Origin of the sequence: Frankia sp. Allo2 (assembly GCF_000733325.1) — a bacterium.
GTDB lineage: Bacteria > Actinomycetota > Actinomycetes > Frankiales > Frankiaceae > Frankia > Frankia casuarinae.
In genome coordinates this window covers 84,177-104,228 of sequence record NZ_JPHT01000016.1, presented here as the reverse complement: position 1 = coordinate 104,228, position 20,052 = coordinate 84,177, and the positions used below count along the sequence as shown (strand labels likewise).

Genomic DNA, 20,052 nt, shown 5'->3' with positions numbered 1-20,052 from the left:
GTGCAGGTCACCCGCCGCCGCCAGCCGCTCGCCGACGGGCCGGCCACGACCGAGATCGTCTACCTTGTCACCAGCCTGCCGACCCACCAGGCCAGCCCCACGCTGCTGGCCACCTACGCCCGCGAGCACTGGCTCGTGGAGAACCGGCTGCACTGGGTCCGCGACGTCACCTTCGGGGAGGACCTCAGCCAGGTCCGGACCGGCCACGCTCCCCAGGTCATGGCCAGCCTGCGCAACCTGGCGATCGCGATCCTTCGCCTGACCGGCGCCACGAACATCGCCCAGGCAATCCGACACCACGCGCGGCGCCCCGAACGACCACTAGAGACGATCAAGANCCTTGCTTGCTAACCGACAACTTTGCCGGGGCCCTGCCAGGCGGCCGACCGGGGGNATCAGATGATCAAAGAGTCTAAAGGTCGCGCTCGAAGCAGCAGTCCCACGTGCCTGAAGATCCCCACGTCACACTAGAAGACGGGCTCCACCTACGGCACCAAGGCAGCCCGACGTCGACCGGCCGACCACCAGCGATTTTCCATCGCCCCACGTGGCCGGCCAGTAGCCGCGTGAGGTCGATGCGGTGACGCTCGATCGCATCAGCGCCATCCCGGTGGTACTTCGATAGCCGCAGATAGAGCCAGATCGGCCGCGTCCCTGACCGAACCTCGACGCCGTAGGACCGAAAGGGCGGATAGACCACGGCCCGTGTGCGTCGGCCTGGGCGACGCAGGAACGGGTGTTCTTCGCCTGTTTCGGGGTTGATGGCGATGCCTTCGACCGTTCCGTCACTTAGTTCGCGTTCCATAGGGTGTACTTTAGTTTGCACGACTCAGCGCTTAATAATGTACTTTGGCAGGCTATAGTGGGCCATGCCCTGCTACGCGGCACGCAGGTAGCCACGATCGTTGTCGAGTATCGCGACCGGTTCGGCCGGTTCGGCGTCGAGTATGTCGACGCCGACCTTGCCGCGTCCGGCCGCCGGCTGCTGGTCGTCGACCCCGCCGGGGTGGATGAGGACCCCGCCGGGGTGGATGACGATCTGGTCGGGGACGTGACCGAGATCCTGACGTCGCTGTGCTTCCGGCTGTATGGTCGGGAGGCCGCCGCGGACCGGGTCCGGCGCGCGGTCGCAGCCGCCGTCGAGGAAGCCCGTGAGGGTCCTCCAGGCGTATCGGGTTCGCTCTTGACCCGGAACGACGCCCAGCTCGCCGACCTGCGCCGGTATGCCAGCGCAGGTCGGTTCGTTTACAAACGGAACCTATAGCTCGACGAAGCCGGACACGCAGGTGATCGTGTCGCCGCCGATCCAGACCGTGCCGTCCGCATCAGCGGAGATGTGCACCCGTCCGGTCCGGTGGAGCAGTGTTCCCTGGCTCACCGTGTAGGGTGCGCTCGCTCGCCCGGTCCGGAGCAGCCATTGGGCGACGGACGCGTTGAGGCTTCCGGTTACCGGATCCTCCCTCGTCGTGCCGTTCACGGGGAAGAAGGCCCGAACTTCGAACGTCTCGGTCGACTCGGGCGGATACGGGCCGAGCACGCCGAGATGCAGGTCGACGATGCCCGGTTGCAACGCGAGGACCGCCTCGGCGCTGTCGAGTAGAACAGCAATCCATCCCGGCCCGTTATCCGCCCACTCGGCGGCCACGATGTCATCGCGGGCGATGCCCAGCGCCGTGCCGATGCGCTGGACGAGGGCCTCCTTAACCGGCCCCGAGCGTCGCAGCGGGGGTGCGGCGAACGCGAGTCCGTCCGCGGTCCGCCGGACGGGAACGAGCCCGGCACCACACTCCTGAACGACCACATCGCCCCGTTCGGCCGGAGGCCGGGTGGTCAGCCAGGCGTGGCAGGTACCCAGCGTGGGATGCCCTGCGAAGGCCAGCTCGGCACCGGGTGTGAAGATCCGGACCCGGTAGTCGGCGTCCGATGAGGTGGGCGGCAGGATGAAGGTAGTCTCCGAGAGGTTCGTCCACCGGGCGAACCGCTGCATCTCCTCCGGGTCGAGTCCCGATCCGTCGAGCACGACGGCTACCGGATTGCCCTGATACGGGGATCTTGAGAAGACATCGATCTGTTGGAAGGGACGCGGCATCGGCCCAGTGTCCCGCGGGCCGCCGGCTGACCGCGCGGATGCAGGTGAGGAATTCCTGGATTCCGATCGCCAGGCGGCTGGAGGCGATGGAGCGTCACCAGGAGCGGGCCGGCGCGGGAACGCATCCGGGTGCATATCAGCATGAAGGCATGAGTTCCTCCGCCGACACCCATGGCCGACCCCGTCACGCCGAAGCGGGTGGCCGCCCGCATCCGCGTATTTCCAACGAGCGGATCGCCTTCGCCCGGATGCGCACCTCGCAGGACCGCGGGGCGGATCTGATCACCTCCTTCGCGGGATCGCTGCCCTTCGTCTACCTGCATGCGGTCTGGTTCGGCGGCTGGATCCTGTTGAACGAGGGCGTGTTCGGCGAGGACGCCNTCTTCGACCGCTACCCGTTCGGCCTCCTGACGATGATCGTCAGCTTGGAGGCGATCTTCCTATCGACGTTCGTGATGGTCAGCCAGAACCGTGAGGCCGCCCGGCAGAACCTCCGTGCCGAACTCGACTTCGAGACCAACCTGCGGTCCGAGGTGTGGTCGGTCCACATCGGGCGGGCGCTCGGGCTTGACCCCGACGAGGTGGAACGGGACGTCCAGGAGCTCGTCGCGCACGCCCGCGCGGAGATCCGTAACGGCCAGGCCCAGCCGATGGGTCCGGGAGTGATGGATCCGGGAGTGTCGTGACGCCTCAGGTTCATCGTCGGCGACGACGCGAATCCGGTGCCTGGTGCCCGGCGCCGGGCGTGTGGGGCCGGGTCAACCGAGCGCGACGATTCAGTCGAGCGTGACGACGAGGCCGCGCAGCTCGTAGGCCGCGATCTCGTCCCGGAGGGTGACCTGGGGTGGGCTGGCCATGTGCAGGCCGTCGAGCATGAACAGCTTGTGCAGGAAGATGTCGGTTTCGTGGATGGCGACGTGTGCGCCGGGGCATTTGTGGGGGCCGTCGCCGAAGCTCAGCCCCGCCGGACTCACGCCGTCGCCGATCGGGCGGGCGGGGCGGACTGTGTACGGGTCGGCGCCGATGGCCTGCGTGTCGATGTTGGTGCTGCTCACCGCGATGTCGATCTGGGCGCCGGCTGGGATCGTTAGCGGGCCGTGCGGGCCCGGTAGCTGGATGTCGGCCGTCGTGCGCCGTTTGAGAGTGGAGATGACCGGTTCCAAGCGCAGGAACTCGTGCAGGATCGCGATCCGTTCGGTCTGGTCAGCGTCGTGGTAGCGGGCGCGCAGTGTGTCGTCGGTGAACAGGTGCCAGGCGGCGACGTTGATGAACTCCCGGGTGGTGATCATTCCTGCGGGTGCGAAGGTGACGCACTCGGCGAAGATTTCGGCATTGGTGCAGCCTTGGTCGATCATGTGTGAGATGAGGTCATCCGTGCGTCGCCGACGGCGGGCGCGTACCGCGGGGCGCACGTCGGCGAGGTAGAAGGCGAGGGCGTGGCGGTTCTGCCGGATGAACTGCCTGATGCCGCGGATGCTGGTGACATTCGGCGGTCCGAGGTCTCCCTGGGCGAACCGTTCCAGGCGGGCGGCCATGCCGGGGCGGCTGTTGGTGAGGCCGATCACCGCGGCGGCGACCTCGACGGCGAGGGCGAAGCTGAGCTCGGACAGGTCGACGCTCCGCTCGCGGCGCAACCGGTCGATCTGCTCGTCGGCGACGCGGTGCATCAGCTCGCGGTAGTGCTCGTCGACCCTGCGTAGAGTGAAGAATCGTGCGGTCAGCCGGCGGCGTTCCCGGTGCTCGGGGCCGTCGCTGTGCAGCACCGGTCGGCGGATCCGCTTGGGAATCGCCTTAGATGCGTCGATACCGAGGCCGGCCTGCTTGGTTTCCAAGCTGCGCAGCACCGCCTGCCCGGCGGCGTACCCGCTGATCCGCCATACGCCGTCGGCGCCCTGTACGACCGGGCATCCGCCGTTCGGGTCTTCGCGGTCGATCTTGCGTGCCGACGTCCCGACGTCGGTCACCACGGGATCCGCCATGGATTCTCCTTCCCAGGGCACTCCGGAAACCGGCCGGGGCGCGGCTTCAGGGCCGTCATGACTGACCGGTGCGGCGATGGAGTGCTGCTGATGCCTATCGAATCGTTGGTGGATGCGAGGGAAAGCCGCCGCCGCCGCCCCTGCGGCTGGCTTGTTCGGGTAACGGCTCGAGGCGGAGTCGGGTGGCATCGGAGGAAGCCGNCGGCCGGACGCCTGAAACCTCTTGCAACCACTTGTGAGCCGGCAATGATGCCCCCTGCGCGGGGAATCCGTGACGGTCCCGGCCATGACGGCCCGCCGGGTTCGGCGGCATTCCTCAACGGTTCTGGCCGCTTTTCACGCTCCGCTTTTCACGCTCCGCGTCCGGGTCCGGGTCCCGTCCGACTTTACCGGAAGGATTGGGAGGGCCGGCTCATTCGTGCCCTCATTCGTGCCCTCCGGGGCGCAGCAGCGGGCCGTGATCTGACTACCCAATTGTGTCAGTTGGTGGGCGGGGCGTTCACGCCGAGCGTGGTCACGGCGCTTTTTCGGAAGCTCGCCGTCATGGTCTACGGCAGACCCGGCAAGGCGATCGCGACGGGAATCACGTGTCGCGCCCTTCCGTGCCGCGTGAAGGATTTCACGCCGACCGGGACGCCCTCCGTGNCCCNCCGTGTCCCGCCGTGTCCCGCCGTACTTCCCGCCGGATGCCACCTCGGTGGTGCGGGTGACGCTCTTCCCGGCCATGGCCGTGCCGGGTTCCCGCTTCACAGCCACCCGCCCACCAGGGTGGGTCTTACGGTCGGCTCCACGGGCGTTTATCGTCTCCGACGTACTGGCGGCGACGAGGTGACGCAGGTTGACCGCGGCGTTGGCGTCGCGGTCGGCCACCAGCCCGCAGGACGGGCAGGTGAAGATGCGGTCCGGCNGGGTCNGNTTTGGNTTNCGCCCGCCACAGCCGGAACAGGTCTTGCTCGAGGGGTACCAGCGGTCCGCGACCACCAGGGTCGATCCGTACCAGAGGGTTTTGTAGGCGAGCTGGCGGCGGACCTCGGCCATGCCGGTATCGGACACGGCACGGGCGAGGCGGCGGTTACGGACCATTCCGGCCACGGGCAGGTCTTCCACCACGATCGTTTCGTGGGACGTCGCGAGCCGGGTGGTGAGCTTGTGCGGCCCGTCGCGGCGCAGCTTCCGCAGCGACCGGGCCAGCGGCTTCGGGTTCGCCACGGTCTCACCGGTCGACAGGACGGCGAGGTGGCGCACCCCGAGGTCGACACCGACCGTCACGGCGGCACGCTGCCGCCGTGACGGGCCGGTGGGAACCTCCCGCTCGACCTCGACGGTGAACGATACGAACCAGCGGCAGGCCGTGCGCGACACCGTGGCGCCTAGGAGGCGGGCCCGACCATTCGCCAGCCGCCCGGTCAGCGCGCCCATCGGCTCGCGGACCTTCACCCGGCCGATCCGGGGCAGCTTCACATGCCGGTCGTCGGCCGGCACGCTGGTTGTTGTTCGGGTCGAGCGCGAACCGGTACGCCCGCAACGCCTTCACGCCGGTCGTCCTTCGTCCACCTGAACACGGTGCCCGTCGGGTTGGCCCGAACGGAGAAGTAGCACGTGATCAACCCGCCGAGGCCGGTCCTGAATGAGGGCTCCGCGTAGGTCTCCTCGTAAGTGTCCTACCAGGGGAAGGCCAACCGGCGGGGTGCCCTGTCGAGGACGCTGGGTGCCCGGTCGAGGACAACACGGCCGGCGAACGTGATGACCGCCAACACTCACGAGCGTTCACGAGGTCAGGTCCCAGATTCGCCGGCCGAAGGCCAGTCGAAGGATCGTGGTCACCGCAGGAGCGGGTGCGGTGGGAGGCCGGCGCACGGTTTACACGGTCTGCGTAGTTCGTGCGGTCAGCGCGGGGTGAGAGGACCGCCGCTACCGCCGCCGGCCTGCCGTGGCCGTCTCGCTGGCCGTCTCGCTGGCCGTCTCGACCGTGTATAACCAGCCAACCGCTGGACCNTTTTCCGGTCAACGAGAACGATCAGATCACCGCCGTACCGGACCGGGAGATGGCCACCCTCGCCATGGCCACCCTCGCCATGGCCACCCTCGCCGTCACCCTCCGCGGGTTCACCTCCGTGATCTCGGGTGTCAGATCCGGTGTTCGGTGAGTACCTCGGCGGTGAGTTCCTGGGCTTTCTGGGCGCGGTCGGGTTGCGCGAGGTGGACGGCCACGAACAGGGCGTCGAGGACCGTCGCGTGGATGATGCGGCTGCTCATGGCCTCGACTCGATAGTTTGTTTCGCTGCTGCNGGCGACGAGGGCTACGTCGGCCAGCCTCGTCAGGGGGGATCGGAAGAAGCTGGTGAGGGCTATGGTCGTGGCCCCTGCCGCGCGCGCCGCGGCGGCGCCGGCCAGGGTTTCGCGGGTCTGCCCGGTGTGGCTGATGGCCAGGCAGGCGGAGGCGGGAGGCAGCAGGCGCGCGGCCACGTGTTGGACGTGGGCGTCGGCGGGGGCTTCGGCGAGCAGGCCGAGAGTGCGGAAGCGGTAGGCGGCGTCCTGGGCGAGCGGGGCGGACGTCCCCGCGCCGATGAGCAGGACCCGGTCAGCGCATTGCAGGGCGTCGACCGCGCGGGTGAATGCCGCGCGGTCGACGGTGCGGGTGGTCTCGGACAGAGCCGACTCGGTGCTGTGGAGGATCTTTTCCAGGATGGTGGCAGGGGAGTCGGCGTGGGTGACGGCCTCGTGGAGGCCGCGTTCGGGAGGAATCGCTTCGCCGGCGAGACGAATTTTGAGGTCGGCGAAGCCCTTGAGGCCGAGATCCTGACAGAACCGGACCACGGTCGCGACGGAGGTGCCGGTCCGGTCGGCGAGATCGGTGACGGTGAGGTGAACGATCTCCCTCGGGTCGTCGAGGATCAGCTGGCCGATCTTGCGACCGCTGGGAGTGAGAGTCGGCAGGCAGGCGCGTAGGTGCGCGATGGTGCCGCCCGGCCCGGGGGTGGGTTGGGCGGGCTCGTCGATCGTCTCGACGGCCGTCGGTCCGGTCATGGTCTCTCCCAACGTCGTCACCATCCTCGCGCTTTTCGGCTTCCAGCTTGCCGGTGGTGCGCTGTCATCTGCCGCACGGGCCGGATGAAGATCTGTTCCTTTGGTAGAAATCATACTGTATGAAAATTCTATCCATCTAATGCATTCCGTTAAGAGGATGTTTCCTTCTGTCTCCGTCTCTCAGCCCTGCCCCCGCTGAGCCCGTTGACCGTCTGCCGTAAGCGAGGAGAGATATGAAGCTGAGCACCGACCGCATCGTGACCGCCCACGTCGGCAGCCTGCCGTGCCCAGGATGCTGGCCGAAGAGGTGCTCCAGCGGGAGCATCACGACCCGACCCCGGAGCGGGCACAGCGGCTGCCGGGAACCATCCGCCAGGCGGCCGCCGAGGCGGTGCGCCGCCATGCCGAGGTCGGCATCGACGTCGGCAACGATAGCGAGATGATCAAGATCGTCTATGCCACCTACGTCAAGGAGCGGCTGAGTGCCTGAGCGCCTGAGTGGCTTCGACGCGACCGCCGGGGCCAGGCCCATCCCGCCGAAGGCACCCGATCATGACCAGCGTCCCGCCGCCAACCGGGCCGTTCCCCGCACCCGACGCGTACTGCGACTCACCCGCTGAGCATCGACCGCATCGCGGCCGAGTTCGGGGGACGGCCACCGTGGCGGACGGGTCCCTGCTGCCGTGTCGGTCGTACAGTTCCGATCCGGAACTGTACTCGGGAGAACAGCACCTGACCGGGCACAACCCGGGCCGTCGCCAACTCCAGGGTCTGGCGAGTACTGCACACCGACCACCGGCGTCCGCTCCCGACCCGTCGGACGGAATTCTCCGTGATCTGGGCGCTCTATTTCTATTCCCCGAGTTCTGCGTAGCCCTCCTTATCACCCTCCTGGTTCTGGCGGTGCCGGGTGGACCCGGCCCAGGCCGACCTCGTTTACCGCACCCACCATTCCGGCGCGCTGGCGGCCATCGTCCTGCACACCACATCCGCGTACCTGGCCCGTTCGGAGAGCCCGACATAATCGTATCGCCGTCCTCACCTGTCCTGGTGAGGACAGGTGAGTCGGAAGATACCGGCCGAACAACTTTCGCCGGCGCCTCCTGGTGGGTACGAAAAAATCCTCTGCACACACGGCACGGACGGACCGTCCGCGCCCGGTTCCCGCCGCCGTGTTAGCCCGGACGGGGTACCTGGTGAGATCGTGCGGGGTAGCACGAGGACGTCGCAGAGTACTGTCGCCAGGGCGATTCAACGTACACGTACGCCGATAAATTACGCAGGGAAGGGGCGTCCCGCCATGCGCTCGCGAAAAATGTATTTTGCCGCCGTCGGTGCTGCCGGCGCCCTGGCCGCCGCCGTGGCCGGTCCAGCCGGTGCCGCGTTCCCCGACGGGGTGCCCGGTTCCAGTCAGGTCACGCTCCCGGGCGGCTTCGCCCTGCGGCCAGATCTCGACGTGAGTATCGACAACGTCGTCGTCAACCCGACCCCGCCTCATATCGTCGCGCAGATCAACCCGTTGTTCCGCGCCTACTCGATCGGGGCGGCCGACATCAACCGGATCCAGAGCCACCTGCGGTCGCTCGNCCTGCGATCGGCAGGCGGGCACGGCATGGTCTCGTGGACGCTGAAGAACGTCACCGATCATCCGGTCGCCTTCGGCTGGTTCTCGAAGGAGGGGCGGGGCGGCAACGGGGTGCTGGCGGCGGGNGCCTCGCGCACCTTGGACACGCATTCCTCCCTCGTCGTGGCCCGCGTGTTCGACCAGTCGTGGAACCCCTCACCCCAGCTGCCGACGATCGGTGTGTCGACCCACGGTCGGCCGGTGCCGGCCAGCGGACAGGGCCCGTCGACCGCGGCCACCACTACCGGCCTTACCGGCACCGGTCCTACCGGCACCGGTCCTACCGGCACCGGCCCCGTCGCCCCGGGAGCCGGTATCGTGCCGGGCACGCGGGGCGAGGCGCCCTCGTACCCGCAGGCCTCTGGTGGCGGACAGGCCTCTGGTGGCGGACAGGCCTCTGCTGGCGGACAGACTCCCGGTACTGGGGAGTCGACCGGTGGCGGACAGATCCCCGGTACCGCGAAGGCTCCCGGAACGGGAGAAGCCCCGGCCCAGGAGACGGGCTCGACATCACCCGTAACCAGCGGCACGACACCACAGGGCTCGCCCGGGCAGCAGGGCGGCACCGGCACCAGTACCGGCACGACGGTACCGGCGACGCCGATCACGACGAACACCGTCCCCTTCACGGGATGACCGGCTCTATGGGATGACAGAGGTGACGGACGCGGGCACCCGGCGGCCTCGACCACCCGCCGGCTTGTCGGCGCCGCGCGCGTCGGCCGCGCTGATGGTCGCCGTGTGCGGGCTGCTGTTCCCGGCCGCCTGCGCGGTCGGTGGTGAGGGCATCGGCGCCGGCTCTTCGGCCACCGGTATGTCTTCGGCCATCCCCAGGTCTTCGGTAACCGCCAGGTCTTCTCGCGGCGCGGCGGCCGAGCCGGAGGCGGTGAACACGATTCTGACCGCGACCGTCGCCGGCGTGGACGTCTACCCAACGCCCATGTCCACCTGGCCCGCGTCGCGGCTGAGTAACCCGAATGAGGCGGGCGCGCCACGGGTCTTTCTCGTCACGGCGAGACTGCCCGGATGGTGGCAGGTCCTGCTGCCGATATGGCCCAACGGCAGCCGCGGATGGATCAGGGACGACCAGGTCCGCGCCAGCACCACCGCCTATCACCTGCAGGTCGTCCGCGGAGCCCACCAGTTGCGGCTGTATCGCGGGAACACGCTCATATCCCTGTTCGTGGTGGCGGTCGGAACCACGGACACGCCGACCCCCGGGGGGCGGTACTACCTGACCGAACTGCTGCGGCCGCGGAATCCGACCGGACCCTACGGGCCCTTCGCCTTCGGCCTCTCGGGCTTCTCCACCTCACTGGCCTCCTTCGAAGGCCATGCTCCGATTATCGGTCTGCATGGCACCGACCAGCCCCACACGCTGGGGCGTGACGTCAGCCACGGCTGCATCCGCCTGAGTAACAGCGACATCACCTGGTTGGCGGGCATGCTGCCCCTGGGCACGCCGGTCGACATCGTCGCCTGACCGGTCCCATCTCGACCTCGTCGGGGTCTGTCGCGGATGCGACAGACCCCGATGCCGATCTTGAATTACTCAAGGCTGAACCGGCAGCCCGGCAGCCCGGCAGCCCGGCAGCGGCTGGCCGCGGGGCAGAGCCGGTTCTGCGGGGTCGGCTGGGTGGATGCCGGCGCAGGAGCGCGAAGCCGAGGGTGGCGATCCATACTCCACCAGAGTGTGGAGCCGAGGAAGCCCGCCGATTCCCATGCGGGGACCCCGGGGATCGCGGTGGTCAGGATGTCGCCCTGGTTGAGCAGGTAGATGGCGCTTGCGACCAGGCCCAGCATGCCCACAGCGGCGGGAAGCAGACGGCGGCGGAGGATGATCACGGAGATCGTCGTCGACCAGGCGATGGCGAGCGTCTGGCCGAGGTGCTCGCCAAGCAGGGCGCCGCCGAGCTGGTGTTGTGCGAGCCAGGCGGCGTCGACGGCTGCTCGGGTCGTCGTGTCGCCGGCCATGTACTGCCGTGCCAGCGGCGGCACGACGAAAACCCAGCGCAGGAATCCGGCGAGCGCGAGCACGATCGCGGCGGAGCCGACCCAGGTCGCGGCGCGCAGGACGGGATCGTCCCGGCGACCGAGGGCCGTGGGCAGCAGCAGCGTCGGCGGTAGTAGCAGAGCGTAGGTCCAGCCGGTCGCGAACCAGGTCCAGACCAGGCCGGTGCCGCCTCGATGGAAGGACGGAAGGACGACTCGGTGGCCCGATGGACGGCCCCAACGCGCTCGCGCTCAACGAGCGGCTGCTCGCGGCGCTGGCCGACGGCGGGGTGCCGGCGGCGAACGCGGCCCGGTCCGCATATCTGCTGATCGTGTATGTGCTGGGCGCCATCGCGTTGGAGGCCGCCGAGCCGCACGAGCCGGGAACCACCGAGGCGGAGCGGATCGCCGCCCGCCGTGACGCGTTCGCTGCCGTGCCCGTCGAGCATTACCCACGCACCGCCAGCCAGATTGACGTGCTGGCCGCCTACGTCACCACCGAGCAGTTCAGCTGGGGCCTCGACCGTGTCCTTGACGGCATCGAACGCCTCATTGACCCCTGAGCGCGGGCAGTTCGTCGGCGCGGAGTCAAGGCTGTGGGATATTTTCAGTGGCGCTTCTCGCGCGTCCGCATCGAAAATCTTGTCGGGATTTCAGCGGTACCTCCTGGCCGGGCGGTGAACGGCCAATGAATCGGTCGGAATGGCGTCGGAATGGCGTCGGAATGAAGGTGGATAAAGCCGCTGTTCGGTGCTGCTCGATCGCCATCTCGAATGAATCGATAGCGCTGTGTAATAAGTGTTGACGACCTTCGTGGCGTGGGCCACAGTACCGGTTGAAAGTGGTGCTCGGCAGGTTGACCTGCTCGTGGCGACGAGAGGAAGCCGTTTCGAATTCCAGTAGTCTGGGCCAGGTCGGCTTTCCACATAGCCTCGCCGTGGGGCCAGACCTCCGGTCGGAAAAGTCGACCCAACGTTACGAGAGGCTCGATATGCACAACCCGGAAGGGCGCGGCACCTCGCCAGGTCCGGTGGCGCCGACGAGCGCGCGCCGCCTCGGGTCGGGAGCCGTGCGGTCGGGCGGAGACGTGGAAAGGATTCCGCTGTCGGCGGTGCAGCACGCAATGCTGTTGCACAGTGGCAGCGCTCCCGGCGAGGGATTCTACGTTCTGCAGAAGTTGTTCACGTTGCGGGAGCAGCTGAATCTGGCGGTGTTCGAGCAGGCACTGCGGGACCTGTTCGACTGGNATCCGATGCTGCGGACCAGGCTTCTGCTGGACCATCCGGACGGTCCGAGCCAGGTGGTCAGCAGTGATGTCGATGTGTCCTTGCCCGCGCGGGACTGGAGGCAGTTGGACAGCGCAACTCGGCAACAGAGCCTGCGCGAATACCTCGACGATGACAAGCGCCGGTCCTTCGATTTCGCGGCCGGGCCCCCGATGCGGTTCGCGGTCTTCCGCATGGATAATCATGAATACGAGTTCGTCTGGACGACCCATCATGCACTGATGGACGGGCGCTCCCTTTTCATGGTGAGCGCGGAACTCTTCGAACGGTACGATCACCTGCTCGTCGGGCGCCGGGCCGAGCGTCCCCGTCCGCGCCCGTACCGGGACTACGTCGCCTGGCTGGCCGAGCAGGACCTTGTCGCAGCGGAGTCGTTCTGGCGTGCCGATCTGGCTGGTGTTACGGAGCCCACGCCATTCGTCGTCGACGTGGTCCGCGTCCCCGACCCCGGTGAGAACGTCCTGACGGCCGTGGAGACCGAGCTTTCGGAAGAGATGACCAGGGCACTGGAACTCCTGGTCCGTGAGCAACAGGTAACCGCTAATAACGTCGTGCAGGCGGCGTGGACGGTCCTCCTGCAACAGCTCAGTGGCCGCCATGACGTAGTATTCGGTACAACCCGGGCATGTCGCGGATTCCTGGACGGCGCCCAGGACATGCTTGGTCTCTTTCTCAATACGCTGCCATTCCGCGTCGTCGCCCCGAGCACGATGACCGTGATCGAGCTGCTGAAGCGGCTGCGACGGCATCAGCTGGCGCTGCGAGAGTTTGAGCACACCTCGCCGACCCGTATCCACACCTGGAGTGATATTCCGGCCTCGCTCCCGATGTTCGAGAGTCTGCTCATCTTTGAGAACTACCTGCCTGCTACCCGGCTGCGGTCGCTGGGGGGTTCCTGGCGGCACCGGGAATTCCGTCTGGAGGAGCAGACGAATTNCCCGCTCNCTCTCTATGCGAACCACGACCACCGCCTCATCCTCAGGATCGGTTATGACCGCCGCCGTTTCACCGACAAGACGGTAGAACGGATGGGATCCCAGGTTCGGCGGTTGTTGGAGGCGATGGTTGCCGCCCCGGAGGTCCCCCTCGGTGCGCTTCCGAAACTTGCCCCGGAGGAGCTGGCCGGCCGGCGGACGAAGGGACTGGCCGGGCCGGTCGGACCGGTTGAGCCGGTTGAGCCGGGGGAGCCGGCTGGAGTTGTCGAGCACGAGACCGACTGGGTACGGCGCCTGATGTCCGTCGAGCCGCTCGACCTCCCGCGCCGTAATCCGGTCGCGGATCCGCCGCACCGGTACCGGGATATCCGATTCCCCGTCCCCGCTGATCTCGCCGGCGTGGAGGAGAAGATGGCCGCACGGGATGGTGACGGCCGGGGGCGCGATAGGTCCGAATGGTTGCTCACGGTGCTGCTGGCCTTCCTGGTTCGATTCAGCGGTGCGGACGGTCCGGACGTCGACCTGTCGTGGGAAGCCGAATCCGACGCCTCGGGCGGGGATGGCATACCGCTTGCCCGCCATCGGCCGTTCCGGGTGCCCTCGCTCAACGAGAGCCGGGGTTTCCTGGAGTTCCGCCGTGAGGTGGCCAGGCAGCTCCGCCTGTTCAGCGGGCGTAGCGGCCACCCCCGCGACCTAGGGGTTCGTCACGCGGAGCTACGTGCGTGCGCGCCATGGGCCGAGCGCGGCATGCCGGTCGCCGTCGAGCTGGTTGACAATCTCGATGTCGCTGCCGAGCCGCGGTCCGCGACCGTGCTGTTCGCGCAGATCCCGCGAGACGGTGAGGGATGCCGCTGGCTCATCGCCGAGAACGTCCTGCAAACTGGTGCGGCCGACACGATGCGCTCCATGTTCGTCGCGTTCCTCGAGGCCCTCACGGGCTCCGCGACGGCCGATCTGACCCAGCTCCCGCTATTGTCGCCCGAGGACACGCAACGTGTGCTTGTCACCTGNAACGACACGGACGCCGACTACCCGCGCGACCTGTGCGCGCATCAGTTGTTCATACGGCAGGCACGTAGCCGTCCCGAGGCACCCGCCGTCGTCTGCTCTGATCGCAGTCTCTCGTACGGCGAACTTGATCGACGGTCGACGCGCCTCGCCGCGTTCCTCGGTCGCCACGGCATCGGTCCCGGCAGCCTTGTCGGCATCTACCTCGAGCGGTCGGAAGAAATTGTTGTCGCTGTACTCGGCGTGATGAAATCCGGAGCGGCCTTTGTGCCGTTGGATCCGGTGTATCCACCCGACCGCATCACTCAGATGCTCACCAGTTCGGGGTCGACACTGCTGCTCACCCGGACGAGTTTGGAGCCCGATGTCCGGGACTGCCCGGCGACCGTCGTCACGCTCGATCAGTACTGGGATGTGATCGCGACAGCCGGGGGCGGTCCGGGCGAGGAACATGACGAGGAATCTGACGAGGAAAAATATGACCGAGGGTCACCGGAGGGTCGTGCTTATGTAATCTACACGTCGGGGTCGACCGGCCGGCCCAAGGGGGTGGATGTCGGCCACCGGGCCCTGACGAACCTTCTGTGCTCGATGGCGCGGACTCCAGGATTTACCGAGTACGACCGCCTGCTGGCGGTGACCACGGTCTGCTTTGACATCGCCTACCTCGAGCTTCTCCTGCCGCTGGTGACAGGCGGGCAGGTCGAGGTGGTACCCGCCGATGTCGCCAGTGACGGGTTCGAACTGCGGAGACGGATCGAGCGGAGCCGCCCGACGGTCATGCAGGCGACCCCGGCGACCTGGCGGATGCTGATCGCCGCGGCCTGGGAGGGTGACCGTGGCCTGACGGCCCTGTGCGGAGGCGAACAGCTGCCTCGCGACCTCGCTGACGGCCTTCTCGCGCGGGTTGCGAAGGTGTGGAACCTCTACGGCCCGACCGAGACGACGATCTGGTCCTCGGTCGACCGCGTGGAGCCGGGTCGGCAGGTTACGATCGGGCGACCGATCGCCAATACCCGGTTTTACGTCCTCGACAGATGGCTTCAGCCGGTGCCGCCCGGGGTACCCGGCGAGCTGTACATCGGTGGGGACGGGGTGGCCGCGGGCTATCTCGGCGAGCCGGAGCTCACCCGGGAAAGGTTCGTCCGAGACCCGTTCGGACCGGACGAGTCCGCCGTCATGTACCGGACCGGGGACATCGTGCGCCACTTGCCCGACGGCCGGATTGACTACCTCCACAGGGTCGACAACCAGGTCAAGCTGCACGGATATCGCATCGAACCCGGTGAGATCGAAGAAGCTCTGCGCCGGCATGACGGCATCGCTGAGGCGGTGGTCTGCCCACGCGACATCGCCCCCGGTAACCGCCAGCTGGTGGCCTACCTCGTCTCGGCCGAATCCGGCCTCGGCGCGCGGCCGGAGGAACTCCGGCGGTACCTACGTACCCGACTACCTCCCTACATGATCCCGGCTGCGTTCGTGACCGTGACACGTCTGCCGCTGACAGCCAACGGCAAGATCGATCGTCGGTCCCTACCGGGGCCGCCTGAGGTTCTCCCGCCCGCAGGCGGAGAGCGGGTCCTGCCCCGTAGCGAGCTCGAGGCGGCAGTCGCCAGCATCTGGCGGGGTGTCCTGGGGGTGCCGGAGGTCGGAATCGACGAGAACTTCTTCGACGCCGGCGGTAACTCGTTGCTGCTCATGCAGGTTCTGATCCGGCTTCAGGCGGAGCTGTCCGAGTCGCTTACGCGGGTCGACATGTTCGCCTATCCGACTGTCCGGGGACTGGCGGCATACTTGTCCACCGCTGCGCCACGCCGGTCCGGTGACGCCGGATCCGGCGCGCCACACCCTCCCGGACGAGCTGGGGCACCCGAAGAATCCGGGGGGCGTTCCCGGTCAGCACTCGCGGGCCTCAGGCGCAGACGTGGTGGTCTCAGCTCCCGCCAGCCACCCGGCGCATGAGGCACCCGGCGCATGAGGCGGGCCCGTCGGCGACGCGTTCGAAAACTCGGCTGGGAAGGTGAGGAATGGTCCGCTGCAAGATCTGTTCACTGAACGCTGGTCATCCGGGAATATCACTTGACAATGATGGCGTGTGCAACCTGTGTAGCCTCGACGTCGCGGTCGAGATGTTCGAGAACTTCACCTACGTGTCCAGAACCTACGAGGAGTTCGCGAACAGCGGGCCGAACGAGCGTGGTCCCTACGACTGCCTGCTGATGTACAGCGGTGGCAAGGACAGCACGTACATGCTGGACAAGTTCGTGAACGAGTACCATAAAAGAGTCGTCTCCTACACCTTCGAAATTCCCTTCGAGAGCAGCCATGCCGCAGCGAACATGCGGCTTGCCCAGGAGAGGATCCCGGCCACCTTCGTCACCGACCGGTCCGACAAGATAAAGGACATGATGAGGGAGGTGTTCAACCGACCGGTCCCGGAGCGGCCGGGTAAGTACCTGGACGAGAAACTTCCCTGTGTCTCGTGCCGGTCATTCTTTGTCATCCGGGCAATCCTGCACGCGTGGCGGAACAACATCCCCTACATCATCCTGTGCGCGGACCCGCAACAGACGCTCACGATGGAGTCGAACGTCCGGAAGATCGTTAAGAACTTCTACCAGATCTTCGGCCGGGACCGGACCGGCGAGTTCTTCTCGGGCGGGCTGGAGGAACTACTGTTCGCCGACGAGCGTGAGCTGCCGAAGATTGTCTTTCCCTTCGTCGCCCTACGCGACGAATACGACCCCGACCGGATCGTCGCGGAGCTGAAGGCGAAAGGAATTTACGAATCCTCGCCATTCGAGACCCACTGCACGCTTTTTCCGCTACTCAACTACTACTCGTTCAGGAATTGGGGCTGTATGTTCTACAAGCTGAACGCGTCGAGTTATGTGCGGGCGGTCAACCGAAACAAGGACTACGACCGGTCCACCTACAGTGTCAAGTTCCCCCGATCGGTCGATGTGGCCGAGGTCGAGGACCGACTCAGGGCGATCGTGTTCGAGATCGCGGCAGGGGAGGGGGACCCCGGCGCGCACGAGGAGGCCCTCGTCGAGGTGTTCAAGCAGCTTGATGCCGGCGAGGACGCCGCCCGGTATGTCGCCCGTAGTTTCCTCGACCTGCGTACCGTGGCCGCGGACATGGGCATCCGACTCGACTGAGAGTCTGCGCTGAAGGGGGAGACGATGGAACGACCAGACGACGTCCGGGATTCCGACATCGCTATTATCGGGATGGCGTGCCGTTTTCCCGGGGCCGATACCGTCGAGGAATTCTGGCAGAATCTGTGTGACGGGCGTGAGACCACCACCTTCTTCACCGAGGCCGAACTGCTGGCAGCCGGCGTCGGCCCCGCACTCGTGGCGGACCCGCGCTATGTGCGGGCCGGGCAGATACTGGCCGACATCGAGATGTTCGACGCCGAGGTCTTCGGGATCACGAGCGAGGAGGCGGAGCTCCTGGACCCACAGCAACGGCACTTCCTCGAATGCGCGCTCACGGCGCTTGAGAACGCCGGTTACAACCCGGACACCTGCCCCGGACCGATCGGTATCTATGCCGGCGCCGGGCTGAACACCTACCTTCTACGCAACCTCTCCGGCCGTTTCCGCCACGGGTCGACGCTGGAACGTTACCGGCTGATGATAGGCAACGACAAGGACTTCCTGGCGACGCGCGTGGCCTACAAGCTGAACCTGCGGGGCCCGGCGGTGAACGTGAACACCGCCTGCTCCACTTCGCTGGTGGCCGTCAATCTGGCCTGCCTGAGCCTGCTGGGCGGAGAGTGCGATCTTGCGTTGGCCGGAGCGGCCCATATCAAGGTGCCACAGGCCGAGGGCTACCTTTTCCAGGAGGGAATGATCCTGTCGCCGGACGGCCGGTGCCGGGCTTTCGACGCCCGAGCGCAGGGCACGATCCTCGGCAGCGGTGTCGGCATCGTGGTCCTGAAGCGGTTGGCCGACGCGCTCGCCGACGGCGACTGGATTCACGCGGTCATCAAGGGAAGCGCGGTCAACAACGACGGCGGCGCGAAGACCGGCTACACGGCTCCCAGCGTGCAGGGCCAGGCCGCCGTGATCGCCGAGGCTCAGGCTCTTGCCGGTTGCGCCGCCGAGACGATCACCTATGTCGAGGCCCACGGTACCGGCACCCCGCTCGGGGACCCGGTCGAGCTCGCCGCCCTGACCGACGTGTTCCTGCGGCAGGACGTGTTCCTGCGGCAGACAGGGGCAGGCGCCCGGTGCGCCATCGGTTCGGTCAAGACCAACATCGGCCACCTGGACGCGGCCTCCGGGATCGCCGGACTGATCAAAACCTCGCTGATGCTGCGACACCGGCGGATCGTGCCGAGCCTGCACTTCGAAAAACCCAATCCCGACATCGACTTCGACGCCAATCCCTTCCGCGTCGCCACGGAGTCCCAGGAGTGGCCGGCATCGGGCACAGCCCCGCGACGTGCCGGCGTGAGCTCGTTCGGCATTGGCGGGACGAACGCCCATGTGATTCTTGAGGAGCCGCCGCCCCGCGAACGCGAGCCCGGGGTGCCGCCTTCGGACGGCTGGCAGTTGCTGATGATCTCTGCCGGCTCGGTCGCGGCGCTCGAGGAGGCAACGGAGAATCTGGCGCGTCATCTGCGCGTGCACCGCGAGACGCTCGACCTCGCCGACGTGGCGTACACGCTCGCGGTGGGACGCCGGGCACGTGCGTACCGACGGGCGCTGGTGTGCCGGGACGTCCACGACGCCGCACTGACGCTCGCGCTCGGGGAGCCCGACCGCGTGTCCACCGGGCAGGTTGCCGACGGCGAGGCCGACGTAGTCTTCGTTTTCGCGCACCGTCTTATGGAGAACGGCGACGACACCCCTCTCGCCGGCCTGTACCGCGACGCCGCCGTATACCGCGACGTCGCTGTGTTCCGCGACGCGGTCGACCGGTGCGCGGTGGCCCTCAAGACTCTCGGGGTGAGGCCGCGGACACCCGACCCGGCGTCGTTGTTGCGTGCGCGGCATGGCGACGCCGTCGCCGCCTTCGTCGGGCAGTACGCTCTCGCCGAGCTCTGGACGGCATGTGGTGTGCGTCCGAGCGCGCTGGTGGGGTTCGGCTCGGGCGATCTGGTCGCCGCCTGCCTCGCCGGGATCTTCCCCCTCGAGTCCGCGCTCGGGCTGGCCTGGGCGCAGGCGCACGGCGAGCCGGCCGGCAACCTCACGCCAGCGGCCCCCCGGTACCCCGTGTGGTCCGCGGCAGTCAACGGTTGGCTGGACGTGGGTGCGCCGGTGCCGTCGGCGGGCTGGGTCGGGCCGCGTGACGAGACTCCCGACGCCGAGGAACGTCTCGCCCTCCTGCTCGACGGTCGGCGCGAGACATCATCCGGGCGGAAGGTTGTGCCATTGGAGATGGACCCGCGCGGCACCCGTCCCGACGCTGGCACCCGTCCCGACGACGACGCCCGACACGTGTGGCTGGCGACCGCGGGGCGCCTGTGGACAAGCGGCGTCAGCCTCGACTGGTCGGCGTTGCATGCTGGCCAGGGACATCGGCGCGTGCCCCTGCCGACCTACCCGTTCCAGCGCAGGCGCTACTGGGTCGAGGCGGACGAGCACGCGTTTCCGGCGACTGCCGGAGGAACCGATGCCGGCCCCGCGCCGGCGGAGGGGACGCTGCGCGACCGAGTGGAGACGGCACGGGACGCCGAGAGACCCGCACTTGTCATCGATTTCATCCAACATCAGGTCGCGGAAATGCTCGGACTGGACGATGCGGCACAGGTGGACCCGGATCAGAACCTCTTCACGCTGGGGCTGGACTCGCTGAATCTGATCGAGATCGCGGCACGGCTGGGTGCCGAGCTGGAGCAGGACGTCCGGGCCTCGGTCTTCACCGATCATCCGACTATCCGCGCCTACGTGGAAAAGCTGGCGGCATCGCAGGACCTGCCCGGCACCGGCCCAGGCACCCTGACGGGGTAGCCGGCGGTCCGTGGCGCGGATGCCTCCGGGACAGGCCGCCGGTGTCGTTCGACGTGTCGTGTCTCGGCATCCCGAGAGCCAACCCGCACCCGCAAGGGTGGCTCATCTGCTGGGTGGGAAGGTCGATGGTAACGGCTTGGGCGGGG

14 protein-coding genes and 2 pseudogenes are annotated in these 20,052 nt (G+C 67.5%); 10 read left to right on the top strand and 6 right to left on the bottom strand.

Annotated elements, in window-relative coordinates; translation table 11 throughout:
- Together ALLO2_RS13020 and ALLO2_RS13015 are read left to right on the top strand one after the other, a co-directional pair.
- Positions 1-351: transposase (locus ALLO2_RS13020; protein ID WP_157493375.1), on the top strand; the 351-nt coding region annotated here is incomplete at its 5' end.
- A 520-nt stretch (positions 352-871) separates the two neighbouring features.
- Positions 872-1,150 (top strand): annotated as a pseudogene (locus tag ALLO2_RS13015) (IS607 family transposase); the annotation flags it as partial.
- A gap of 108 nt (positions 1,151-1,258) precedes the next feature.
- Here ALLO2_RS13015 and ALLO2_RS13010 read toward each other — a convergent pair.
- Positions 1,259-2,089, bottom strand: a complete 831-nt coding sequence (locus tag ALLO2_RS13010; RefSeq protein WP_023841251.1) for a PhzF family phenazine biosynthesis protein — start codon at positions 2,087-2,089, stop codon at positions 1,259-1,261.
- A 149-nt stretch (positions 2,090-2,238) separates the two neighbouring features.
- On the opposite strand from ALLO2_RS13010, the gene ALLO2_RS13005 reads away from it, so the two are divergent.
- A complete protein-coding gene (locus ALLO2_RS13005) occupies positions 2,239-2,775 on the top strand; it encodes a DUF1003 domain-containing protein (protein ID WP_035732375.1) in 537 nt (178 codons plus the stop codon).
- 90 nt (positions 2,776-2,865) lie between these two features.
- Here the strand turns inward: ALLO2_RS13005 and ALLO2_RS13000 are convergent, their stop codons facing one another.
- The 3 genes and pseudogenes from ALLO2_RS13000 to ALLO2_RS12990 form a co-directional block, all read right to left on the bottom strand.
- A complete protein-coding gene (locus tag ALLO2_RS13000) occupies positions 2,866-4,068 on the bottom strand; it encodes a cytochrome P450 (RefSeq protein WP_011436398.1) in 1,203 nt (400 codons plus the stop codon).
- 711 nt (positions 4,069-4,779) lie between these two features.
- Positions 4,780-5,571, bottom strand: a pseudogene (locus ALLO2_RS12995) (RNA-guided endonuclease TnpB family protein); the annotation flags it as partial.
- 624 nt (positions 5,572-6,195) lie between these two features.
- On the bottom strand, positions 6,196-7,095 hold the full coding sequence (locus ALLO2_RS12990; protein ID WP_035732348.1) for a MurR/RpiR family transcriptional regulator: 900 nt from the start codon (positions 7,093-7,095) through the stop codon (positions 6,196-6,198).
- A gap of 292 nt (positions 7,096-7,387) precedes the next feature.
- Here ALLO2_RS12990 and ALLO2_RS12985 point away from each other — a divergent pair, with 292 nt between their 5' ends.
- Together ALLO2_RS12985 and ALLO2_RS25630 are read left to right on the top strand one after the other, a co-directional pair.
- Entirely contained in the window at positions 7,388-7,585 is a 198-nt protein-coding gene (locus ALLO2_RS12985) for a GspH/FimT family protein (protein WP_023841247.1), read from the top strand.
- Positions 7,578-7,715 carry a hypothetical protein gene (locus tag ALLO2_RS25630; RefSeq protein ID WP_157493373.1) on the top strand — a complete coding sequence of 46 codons (138 nt, stop codon included), beginning with the start codon at positions 7,578-7,580 and terminating at the stop codon, positions 7,713-7,715. The genes ALLO2_RS12985 and ALLO2_RS25630 overlap by 8 nt, the downstream gene beginning before the upstream one ends.
- Positions 7,716-9,361: 1,646 nt before the next feature.
- On the opposite strand, the gene ALLO2_RS27265 is transcribed toward ALLO2_RS25630, so the two are convergent.
- A complete protein-coding gene (locus ALLO2_RS27265) occupies positions 9,362-9,613 on the bottom strand; it encodes a hypothetical protein (protein ID WP_232235073.1) in 252 nt (83 codons plus the stop codon).
- Between ALLO2_RS27265 and ALLO2_RS12975 the strand changes: the two genes are divergently transcribed.
- On the top strand, positions 9,606-10,202 hold the full coding sequence (locus ALLO2_RS12975; RefSeq protein WP_232235072.1) for a L,D-transpeptidase: 597 nt from the start codon (positions 9,606-9,608) through the stop codon (positions 10,200-10,202). The genes ALLO2_RS27265 and ALLO2_RS12975 overlap by 8 nt on opposite strands.
- 65 nt (positions 10,203-10,267) lie before the next feature.
- Here the strand turns inward: ALLO2_RS12975 and ALLO2_RS12970 are convergent, their stop codons facing one another.
- The gene (locus tag ALLO2_RS12970) at positions 10,268-10,891 is read right to left on the bottom strand and encodes a DUF4386 domain-containing protein (protein ID WP_198031000.1); all 624 of its coding nucleotides are present in this window, start codon (positions 10,889-10,891) and stop codon (positions 10,268-10,270) included.
- A gap of 47 nt (positions 10,892-10,938) precedes the next feature.
- On the opposite strand from ALLO2_RS12970, the gene ALLO2_RS12965 reads away from it, so the two are divergent.
- From ALLO2_RS12965 to ALLO2_RS27940, 4 genes are all read left to right on the top strand, one after another.
- Positions 10,939-11,274: a TetR/AcrR family transcriptional regulator C-terminal domain-containing protein gene (locus ALLO2_RS12965; RefSeq protein ID WP_023841243.1), complete on the top strand. Its 336-nt coding sequence runs from the start codon at positions 10,939-10,941 to the stop codon at positions 11,272-11,274.
- Between the two features lie 428 nt (positions 11,275-11,702).
- Complete coding sequence (locus ALLO2_RS23380; RefSeq protein WP_084588424.1) at positions 11,703-15,902, top strand: non-ribosomal peptide synthetase; 4,200 nt, start codon at positions 11,703-11,705, stop codon at positions 15,900-15,902.
- Between the two features lie 65 nt (positions 15,903-15,967).
- Complete coding sequence (locus tag ALLO2_RS12955) at positions 15,968-17,101, top strand: hypothetical protein (RefSeq protein WP_011436408.1); 1,134 nt, start codon at positions 15,968-15,970, stop codon at positions 17,099-17,101.
- Between the two features lie 24 nt (positions 17,102-17,125).
- Positions 17,126-19,906: a type I polyketide synthase gene (locus ALLO2_RS27940; RefSeq protein ID WP_023841241.1), complete on the top strand. Its 2,781-nt coding sequence runs from the start codon at positions 17,126-17,128 to the stop codon at positions 19,904-19,906.
- Positions 19,907-20,052: the final 146 nt, after the last annotated feature.

What these genes read in the sequence shown, in the direction of transcription:
- ALLO2_RS13010 (WP_023841251.1), bottom strand. Translation starts at nt 2,089, where the DNA reads ATGCCGCGTCCCTTCCAACAGATCGATGTCTTCTCAAGATCCCCGTAT.
- ALLO2_RS13000 (WP_011436398.1), bottom strand. Translation starts at nt 4,068, where the DNA reads ATGGCGGATCCCGTGGTGACCGACGTCGGGACGTCGGCACGCAAGATC.
- ALLO2_RS12985 (WP_023841247.1), top strand. Translation starts at nt 7,388, where the DNA reads ATGCTGGCCGAAGAGGTGCTCCAGCGGGAGCATCACGACCCGACCCCG.
- ALLO2_RS12965 (WP_023841243.1), top strand. Translation starts at nt 10,939, where the DNA reads ATGGACGGCCCCAACGCGCTCGCGCTCAACGAGCGGCTGCTCGCGGCG.
- ALLO2_RS12955 (WP_011436408.1), top strand. Translation starts at nt 15,968, where the DNA reads ATGGTCCGCTGCAAGATCTGTTCACTGAACGCTGGTCATCCGGGAATA.
- ALLO2_RS27940 (WP_023841241.1), top strand. Translation starts at nt 17,126, where the DNA reads ATGGAACGACCAGACGACGTCCGGGATTCCGACATCGCTATTATCGGG.